Raw genomic sequence first — 9,723 nt, 5'->3', positions numbered from 1 at the left:
TGCTTTGGAACCACATGTCTGAATTTAGCCTGCAAGCCATTATCGGCGGTGACTCGCTGCAACTGAGCGAAGTATTTGCCAGTATCGCCGCGACTGAAGCGGATGATCCCACCAGCCTGCGCCAACAACTGGCCGCCGATTTTTTGGCAGGATTTACCCAAAGTAACCCTTGGGATCATCGCCTGCAGCCACTGTTCAATGCATTCAAACCCGCCGCCTTACAGCAACTCGCCAGCAGCGATGCGTTTTATTGCACAGCAGAGCACCCGCTGCGGCGATTTTTTAGCGCCATCGCCGCGCCCGCAAACGCTTGGTGCCTGCGGGATTCAAAACCCAATCAGCAATTGTTCGATAAAATCAGCGCCCTCTTTGCCTTTGTCACCACTTATTGGCTCAGCAGCGAAGAAGCACAAATCGCTACGGCCACTGAGCTACAACAGCAGCTTGATGACTTTAACAATTGGCTCACCACCGAAGACAAACGCGCCGCCATGCTTGAAAGCCGGCTGTGCGAAACTGAATTGGCTAACTTGAAACTTGAGAGTGCCGAAGCGCGCGTCGCCGATGCCATCAATCGCAATCTGGCACAGCGCCCGCTGCCAACTGAGTTGCACAACAGCATCGCCGCAACCCTCAAAAGTGAACTGCAATACTGGGCATTTAATACCGCGCCCGATGAACTGCCGCAATTGCCCCTCTGGAAAAGCTGGCAGCGCCTTTTGCCTGCACTCGGGCAACTGTTTACCAGCGAAGGCAATCAAGTTGATGACCAATTGTTGTATGAGCAGATCCCGCTGGTGCTCGCCGAATTGGAGCACAGCCTGCAATACCCGAATAGCAATGCCCAAGCCTATGAGCAATTCGTAGCGCAATTAAATCGCTGCCTAATGAGTGCCATCCAAAAACAGCCGCAGGAATGCACCCTCTTCCCCGAACTCGACCATCCCGGCAGCCCGAGCGATGCCCACACCCATATTCCCAAAACACTGTTGCAGCAAACCGAGCGCATTAATGTGGGTGACTGGATTGTATTTAGCGGCGCGGATAACAACAGCGAAAACGATATTCGCTGCAAACTGGCGTTTAAAAACCCGGAGTTGGATCAACTGCTATTTGTCGATCACACCGGGCGTAAAGTGATGAACAAAAACACCAAAGATTTTGCCCTCTGCCTGTCCACCGGCATTGCGCGCCCGCTGCCCACAGCAGATATTGCCAACATTATTCAGCGCTGTATAAGCCCGCTGATCGAACGCGCCAAACGCAGTGTGCAAGCGCAATTACTCGCGCAAAAAAATAAAGCCGAACAAGTGGTGCGCGCGCTGATCGCCCAACAACAAGCGGCTGCTGAAGCAGCTGAGCGCGAGCGCGCCGCGGAACAGGCGCGAATGGAGCAACAACTGGAAGCGCGCCGCGCCGCCGCACGCAAAGCCATGATGGAAGCGCGCGCACTGGCCGACGAAAAAAAGCGCCGCGCCGCCGAACAAGCTGCCGAAGCTGAGCGGCAGCGCATTGAACAGGCCGCCAGCCAAGCGGCAGAGACCATCGCCAAACAGCAACAGGCCACCCAGAGTGTGAGCGAGTTGCAAGTGGGCGCTTGGGTAGAAATTAACAGCGAAACAAATCCAAATGAAAAACTGCGCGCAAAGCTTTCAGTGATTATCAGCTCCACCGGCAAGTATATTTTTGCCGATCAAGTCGGGCGCAAGGTAGCGGAACATACCCGCGAGCAATTAATCGCCGCACTGGTGGCAGAGCAAATGAAAGTGGTGCGCAACGGCGACAATTTTGAAGATCAACTGGCCAAAGTGATTCGCGGTTTACGCCGCGATATCTCTTAAAAGTGCGAAGGGAAAACACCTATGAATAATAACGATCAACGCCAGGAATACCGTTTGGATAATCAACTCACGGTGATTATCGAACTCGACTCATCCGACGCCGGCGAACCCACACTAGTGGTCAGTAAAAGTTTAGATATTTCCGCCAATGGTTTGCGCGCCATTGCCCATGAAGCCGTGGCTACCGATATCATCCTGCGCTGCTGTATTCGCGATGAAAAACATGATCGCCAGTTTTTATTAGTCAGCGAAGTGAAATGGTGCCGCCCCCATAGCGACGGCGATTATTTAATCGGCCTCAGCCTGTTCGATTCCGACGGCACCGACATAGTGAAATGGAAGGAATATATTGCGCAGAGCTGTGCGGACTGAAAGACAACTCCCACAAAACGTCATCCCCGCGTGCGGGGACCCATAGGTCTTAAGATCAATAGCTGGACTCCCACATGCGGGAGTGACGATCGATAACTTAACTAACTATTACTGCGCCACTCACCCGCTATTTTGTCCGCTCTCCTGCGCTAACCACCACTCTCACGAAACCTGCTACATACAATTTATCCCTCTTTTAAAGTAACCCTGTGTTTATCAAATCAACCTCAGGGGTAAGGAGCAATGTATGTTATGCAATAAAAAAAACGGTCTATGGTTTACAGTGGCGTTTGGCATTCTGGTCGCGCTTGGCGCATTCAACCAAAGCCATGCCGCAACAACCGAATTTGAAGGCATGGCCATTGAGGTGCGCGGCCAGGGCGCTACGCTAATTTTTATTCCCGGCTTAAACAGCGGTACAGAAACGTTTAGCGCCACCTGTGATTATTTTCAACCTAATTATCGATGCCATTTAGTGCAGCTACCCGGCTTTGCTGGTTTAGCGCCCGGTAAAAGCAATTCTGCTTTTTTAAACGCGAGACGCGATGCCCTTATCAATTATGTAAAACAAAAAACAACAGGGAAAATCACCCTGATAGGGCATAGTTTAGGCGGCACGCTGAGCTTAATGATTGCACTGAAGGCACCAGAGCTAATCGATAAATTAATTATTGTCGATGCCTTGCCATTTTTCCCCGCGCTGCAAAACCCCTCGCTCACCACTGAACTTGTTCGCCCGCAAGCAGAACAAATGCGCACAATGATGAACAACCAAACCCAAAGCGATTACCAACAAAATGCTGCAGCACAATTGCACGGAATGAGTAACAATCCGGCACGTATGCCGCTATTGCTGAAATGGAGCAAAACCAGCGACCGCGCTACCACCACGCAAGCCCTGTACGATTTAATGACGACGGATTTGCGCGCTGACTTAGCCAGAATAGAACAACCCACACTGGTACTGGGTGCTTGGGCGGCGTATAAAGCCTATGGCTCGACAAAAGATAGCACCCAAACAATATTCCAAACTCAGTACGCATCGCTCAAGGATGTGGATATTCGTTTATCAGAAAGCGGCTATCATTTTCTCACTTGGGATGACCCCGAGTGGGTAAATGAACAAATACAACAATTTTTGCAGTTTACAAAATAAAAATTTCACTTATGTATCCAACTAGTACTGGCCCCATCATCTAACAGCACAATTCCAATTATGATTAATCATCGCCCGCAGACCCTCCCCAAAAAATCATCCAGCCGCGCCTATTACTGGGCGCAACTGGCGTTCTGGGGTTGTTATCTATTTATTAGTTGGATTTTTGTTGCGCTCTGGGGGCAAATGTCTGGTGCGGCGGCGGCAATTTTTATCAGCCATACACTGCTGCTGTTGTGTGCTAGCCACGCTTTGCGCCAGCTGTATCACCTGCAAACCGGCAATACCCGGTTTGCAGCGATGATGATGCAATTACTTTGGGTGTTGCCACTCAGCGCAATAGCCATTCAAAGTCTGCTGCATTTGTTTATTTACGGCGTCTTGGTTTTTACTCCACTGCAAAGTGATATCCACACATTCAACATGGGTAGTTTCATTGGCTACAGCATCAACACCACAATCATTCTTACGCTCTGGTCGATTTTGTATTTGCTGCGCAGTGAATTTAGCAAGCGCCGCGACACTGAAATTGCGCACTGGCGCGATCAAGCAAAATTGCGCGATATGGAATTACAATTTTTACGTAGCCAAATCAACTCCCATTTTTTATTTAATTCAATCAATAATTTGCGCGCGTTAATTTTGGAAGACCCACAGGCAGCGCGGCAGGGGCTAGCCGATTTAGCCACGTTATTGCGCGGCCTGTTACAAGTGGATACCCACACCACCGTCACTTTGCGCGAGGAGTTGGACTGGGTGCGCGGCTATCTCGCGCTGGAAGCGTTACAATTTGAGCAACGGCTGCAATATGAATTTGCCATTGACGAATCGTTACTCAACGCCCAGGTGCCGCCGCTGTTACTGCAAACACTGGTTGAAAATGCGATTAAACACGGTATCGCCAGTCGCCGCCAGGGTGGCTTGATTAGCCTGCGCGCACAGTTACTCAGCGCTGAACAATGGCAATTAGAAGTGGAAAATCCAGCCGCCGAATTACCCGCGCTGCATCAGGGCAATGGCATTGGCCTTGCCAATACACGCGCCCGTTTAACCAGCGCGTTTGGCACGCAAGCAACATTGGATTTACAACTGGGTGAGCGTGTTATTGCACGGGTAAGCATACCGTTGAAGACAAGCCCTTAATAAATTTATAAAAATATCTCGCCAGCCGAAGAAAACACACAATGAACATAGTGATAGTGGATGACTCGCGCCTTGCGCGCAAAGAGCTATGCGGATTAATTGCCGAGCACACCGACTGCACAATTACCGGTGAAGCGAGCGATGTGCAATCGGCAGTTGCGCTGATTAATGAAGTGCAACCGGAGTTGTTGTTACTCGATATAAATCTGCCCGACGGCAACGGCTTTGATGTATTGGTGCGGTGCGATCACACCCCCAAAGTAATTTTCACCACTGCCTACGAACAACACGCCCTGCGTGCATTTGAGGTGAATGCGCTGGATTATTTATTAAAACCGGTGACCCAAGAGCGCCTGTCCGCCGCGCTGGAAAAATTAACCCAGCAAATCCAATCTGCAACACAGCCAACGCCCAGCAATAAAGCCGCCAGCGAACATGTATTTATCCGCGAAGGCGAGCAGTGTCACTTCGTAAAATTCCGTGATATCAACCGCATATCCGTAGAGGGAAATTACGTGCGCGTATTTTTTAATGCACAGAGCGCACTTCTGCCTCGTTCCTTGAATTACGTGGAAAGCCGTTTGGATAACAAAGTATTTTTTCGCGCTAATCGCCAAGAGATGATTAATTTAAATTTTATTGCGCGCATCGAACCCTGGGTTGGCGATGGCTTGTTAATTGTGATGCAGGATAAAACCGAAGTAATCAGCTCGCGTCGCCAAGCGCGCGAGCTGAAACTGCGAATGGAATTTTAGTTCAGGTTTAATGAAGATAGGTCAAACGCACGCCGAAAATGGTTTGATGCGGATGATAAGGAGCTGCCAATTGATTAAAGCGGCTGTTCACTAAATATTGTGCGTCGGTGGTTACAAACAGCGAAGGGTTAACTTCATAGCGCGCATAAATTTCATAATGCCGGGTATCGGCAGGTTCTATCACGGCGGCCTCAACCGGCATATGCGATGACACTTGCATTAGCGCCGCACCAGAACCGAATACCCAAGACGGATAGACGTATTGATAACTTACCCCGACAAACCCAGCTATGGGTGACACAGTATCATTAGCGCGCCCCACACGAAGATTAACGGCGTGCTGCCCGGTTTTATATCCCAACAACCCATAACCGCCATAGTTGCGCTGTTCGCCAGCCGATTGATCCAAACGGCTGTGGTCTGCACTATTGAGCCACAACCCAGTGCGCATCAACCAATGTGAATTACTTTTGGTAATCGCCGCAATCGCAAACACTCCTTTGTGCTCCTCGCCCACATTCACCAACTGGGCGTAACTAAGGTTGGGATTATCTGCCAGACCATTCGACGATGCCAAAGCAGTGCGCAGCGCCAGTCCGTCACCCAACTGATGTTCATAGACGGCGCCCAAACTGTAATCGGGAAATTCTATGGTGGGATTTTGCACAAAAGGCACCGCTAAAAATTGCGCATTTTCATCGCTGGCAATTCGGCTTTGATCGAAATAAGCGGTGACATCCAGCAAACCGATACTCAGTGTTTGCTGTGGATTAAAAAAATGGCGATAACCCAATTCCGATAGTTGAACTCGCCCGCGACGCTCATCATCCAACGCACTGCCTGCATCGGCATTCACCTCGGGTAACACACTGGAGACACCCATTTGCCGCGGTGAGTTATTCGCTTCTATGTAGGAGTAAAACTCACTCATCTCACCCTGCCAGCGCAGCACCAAATCGCCAGAGAAGGTTATTTCCTCGCGCACCTGCGCATCGTTAGTGGTTTGATAAGTAGTTGTTATACCCGCTTCAACCAGCGGCATAGCCCATGCATTGCCACTGGTTAAGGCGATCATTCCCAACGAAAATCCGCCGACACTGTATTTCATTTTTTCCTCTACAGGCGCCTATTCAAGTAGCCTAGATGTGATTTACGATTAAATGTGCCGGCTATAGTAGCGTAATTATTTGCACAGGCATCTGCCTTATCATCTTAAGCGCCCTTAAACCACATGATCTGAAATAACTGACAGCGTATTAAAGTCTTTCCAGCCGTTTCTGTGCATCTGCAACCCAATAACTTTTTGTATCCAATTCAAGCGCTTTCTCTAAAAACACTTTAGCAGCACTCTGCTTGCCTGTTGCTGTAAAAATCACACCCGCATGGTAGTGAATGATGGCAGACGAAGGGGCAATTTTAGCGGCCTGAGCCAGCAGTTCCGATGCTTCCCTATAGTGTTTTTGTTGATATAAAACCCATCCCAATGTATCCATCAACTGCGCATTTTCAGGCAACAACTGATTTGCTTTTCGTGCATTTTTTTCAGCCTCATCCAACTTGCCTTGTTCCGCAAAAAGCGCCGCCAAATTATTTAATGCCACAACATTATCTGATTCAGTTGCCAGAATTTTTTTGTAGGTCAACTCAGCTTCAGAATATTGCTTGTCTTGCTGCAAAAGTGTCGCGTACAGCAATGCTTCTGGAGTTTGTTCGCCACGAGCCAAGTACAATTGTTTCGCCGTTAATGCCGCCTCGGCAGTTTTGCCCAATTTACTTTGCACGAGACTGTAAGCACGCAAAATATCTGGGGTAAGTGGATGTAACTGATTCGCCCTTGCAAGATACGGGAGCGCTTCTTCGTAGCGTCGCAATGCCGCCAATTCACTCCCGAGCCGGAATTGCAACAAGCCATTTTTTGGGAATTTTTTCGTACCATCGAGCAAGGTTGCTAGACCTGCATCCAGATTGTTTTGCGCGCGCTCCAGTTCAGCCAACATAGTGTAAGTTCTGGGTTGTGCCTGCCCTGCCGCAATTCCTCCCCGCAAACGCTTAATAGCTTCTTCAGGCTGTTTTTTTTCCAAGTAGTAATTTGCGAATTTGTAGTCAATCGAAGCTCGGCGAGCCCCCTTGGCAACAGCAGTGGCAAATGCGGCTTCTGCTTCTGCAAGCCGGCCAGACGCCAAGGCTAAATCACCCAGCTCAATATAGACCGACCCCCAATTTGGAAATTTGCTCGCCAGTTTTTTCAGTGTTGTTTCCGCTGCATCGAACTCTTTATTCTTGCGCTGGCTAATCGCCAACCCCAAAAGATATTCGCGTGTATCCGGTTGTAATTCCAGCGCCCGCATAAAACGCTGGTTCGCATTGGCATATTCACCTGCCCCCAAGTAGGATGTCGCGAGAATAGATTGCACGCTCGCATCCGCCAAAGAGAGTGGCGCACGTGGAGCGAGATACTCTATAGCCTCAACATAACTATTTTGCCTGTTTAACAATTGCGCCAAATTTGGCGCCACCCCTAAATATTGATTTCCGGTATCAATCAATCCTTTTTTCAAATACTGAATAGCTTGCACATCTTTTTTCTGAAATTCATATAAAAGCCCTAGACGTTGATTCGCCACGCGATTCAACGGTTTAAGCTCCAATGCTTTTTTCAGAGAAGACTCAGCGGCATCCACTTGCTCAAGCTCCATTTGGACTATGCCGAGTTTGGTCCATGGACCATCTTGCTCTGGATCTAGCTGCGCGGCTTGTTTAAATTCAGTTAACGCGCCGTCAAGATCATGGGAATAAAATAAAACCGTCCCCAGCACTTCATGGGCTAATCCTGACTTGGGATATTTTTTTATCGCAGCCTGTGCAACCTGACTAAGCTGCTCTAACCCTGACTTACCTGGATCGACAATGACATTCTCAAACGCCTCTGAACCAATCCGATTTTTCAATTCTATGCTGGGGACAGGGCTGACACCCTGATCAGTAAATGCCGAAGACGGCTCAAGTGTAAATAGCCCCGCATGGGCAACCAGTGCTCCCAAAATCAAGCCGCAACTCACCGATAGCTGAACCAGCCATTTAATGACCGAACCATAGTTTTTACACAAGCGAAATAGAAATATTAGGGCAATCACTGCCATCTCCTTTGTTCAAATCTATATTATTTAAATGGACGCTATGACACAGTCCTTGTTTGCCATCATATACCGACAATTATTCACGACAAGCGTTTACGGCCATAAAGCAAGAGCAAGGAGCTGCCCTATAAAAACCTTACCGAGCCCCAAAACAAAAAAAGCGACCATAGGGTCGCTTTTTTTCATCGATGCCGTATTAAGCCTTAATACGACGACGAGCCATACCCAAACCAAGCAAGCCAATACCCAATAACAGCATGCCACTCGGCTCTGGCACAGAAACACCTGTTACAGTGATACTATCTTTCTCGCTCGCAACAATGCTGCCGCCCACTAAACCATGGGTAAGAAAGTCGTGCGTACCAACTTCTTTACCAGTGAAAGTCACTGCGAAAGTAAATGAGCGGGAAATACTGCGATCAAAACTACCCACCGCGCTGTCACCCACACAAGCACCAGTGTCCGCGGTCAGGCATGCTACAGAAACATCCACACCTGGCATACCAGCACCCAGATCATCAACAGACACTTTGCTGTAGGTAGCAAATGAATCTTCAACACCCGCCAGAATAGATGCTATCAGTGCACTTGGGCTGATCGAGCTAGAGACGATTGAACCACCAGTTGCAGTCGCCAACAATGTTGGATCAATACCACCCCATGAGGTCTGGGTCATATTGCCAAAGTCAATCCCAATAAAGGTAACATCATTTGCAGCCAAAGCAGCTTGTGCACCGGCCAAGGTTGAACCATCAGACTCTTTGAACGTTGCATCACCTAAGGCGATAACAAAACGTGATGAACCCGGTCTCCATGATGTGTTTTCTGCAGCCAATTTAACGGCATGAATACCTTCTTCAGGAAAGTCACCACCGTAACCGCCGTCACCCAAGTTGATAGCATTGATTGCTGCTGCACCTGCTACTGCGTCAGTAGTAAGGTCAGTATTTAAGCCCGAGCCTGGCTCACTATAGTAGCCGGTGCCAGTGGCTAAACTACCAAAGCCAGAAAGACCGGCCAGCAAATTGCTCGCAGCGGTTTTAGCAGCATTAATAACGCTACCCATACTGCCGGAGGTATCAATCAAGAACACAATATCAAGAACACCGCTAGTCACAGACTCTTCGATAGTGACAGTTTTGGTGATAGTTACACTTTCACCCAAACCCAGGGTTGCAGAATAAGTTTCGGGGGAAATGGTGTCAGCATTTACAGCAACTGGCAAAACCAGCGCCACCGACAATGCGAGTTTTTTAAACAGATTCATGGCTTTAGATCCTTCATCTTTGAAACAAGTGATTGGTTTAGGCATAACAAAA

The 9,723-nt window shown here is 48.8% G+C and carries 8 protein-coding genes; 5 read left to right on the top strand and 3 right to left on the bottom strand.

The features are described 5' to 3' along the window. From AWU77_RS03565 to AWU77_RS03545, 5 genes are all read left to right on the top strand, one after another. The coding region (locus AWU77_RS03565) for a DUF1631 family protein (protein ID WP_238582294.1) at nt 1–1,841 on the top strand (1,841 nt) is incomplete at its 5' end. A gap of 21 nt (nt 1,842–1,862) precedes the next feature. Next, nucleotides 1,863–2,213: a PilZ domain-containing protein gene (locus AWU77_RS03560; protein ID WP_062059376.1), complete on the top strand. Its 351-nt coding sequence runs from the start codon at nt 1,863–1,865 to the stop codon at nt 2,211–2,213. A 247-nt stretch (nt 2,214–2,460) separates the two neighbouring features. After that, a complete protein-coding gene (locus AWU77_RS03555; RefSeq protein WP_062059374.1) occupies nt 2,461–3,369 on the top strand; it encodes an alpha/beta fold hydrolase in 909 nt (302 codons plus the stop codon). Between the two features lie 60 nt (nt 3,370–3,429). After that, on the top strand, nt 3,430–4,512 hold the full coding sequence (locus tag AWU77_RS03550; protein ID WP_062059372.1) for a sensor histidine kinase: 1,083 nt from the start codon (nt 3,430–3,432) through the stop codon (nt 4,510–4,512). A gap of 41 nt (nt 4,513–4,553) precedes the next feature. Continuing rightward, on the top strand, nt 4,554–5,267 hold the full coding sequence (locus AWU77_RS03545) for a LytTR family DNA-binding domain-containing protein (protein WP_062059370.1): 714 nt from the start codon (nt 4,554–4,556) through the stop codon (nt 5,265–5,267). A gap of 7 nt (nt 5,268–5,274) precedes the next feature. On the opposite strand, the gene AWU77_RS03540 is transcribed toward AWU77_RS03545, so the two are convergent. The 3 genes from AWU77_RS03540 to AWU77_RS03530 form a co-directional block, all read right to left on the bottom strand. Continuing rightward, the gene (locus tag AWU77_RS03540) at nt 5,275–6,375 is read right to left on the bottom strand and encodes a carbohydrate porin (protein ID WP_062059368.1); all 1,101 of its coding nucleotides are present in this window, start codon (nt 6,373–6,375) and stop codon (nt 5,275–5,277) included. A gap of 148 nt (nt 6,376–6,523) precedes the next feature. Next, on the bottom strand, nt 6,524–8,401 hold the full coding sequence (locus tag AWU77_RS03535) for a tetratricopeptide repeat protein (RefSeq protein ID WP_193747489.1): 1,878 nt from the start codon (nt 8,399–8,401) through the stop codon (nt 6,524–6,526). 199 nt (nt 8,402–8,600) lie between these two features. After that, complete coding sequence (locus AWU77_RS03530) at nt 8,601–9,671, bottom strand: PEP-CTERM sorting domain-containing protein (protein ID WP_062059363.1); 1,071 nt, start codon at nt 9,669–9,671, stop codon at nt 8,601–8,603. Between the last annotated feature and the right edge of the window lie 52 nt (nt 9,672–9,723).

The sequence above is a fragment of the Cellvibrio sp. OA-2007 genome (assembly GCF_000953825.1).
GTDB lineage: Bacteria > Pseudomonadota > Gammaproteobacteria > Pseudomonadales > Cellvibrionaceae > Cellvibrio.
The sequence above is the reverse complement of the archived record's forward strand: the minus strand, read 5'-3'. Positions and strand labels throughout refer to the sequence as shown.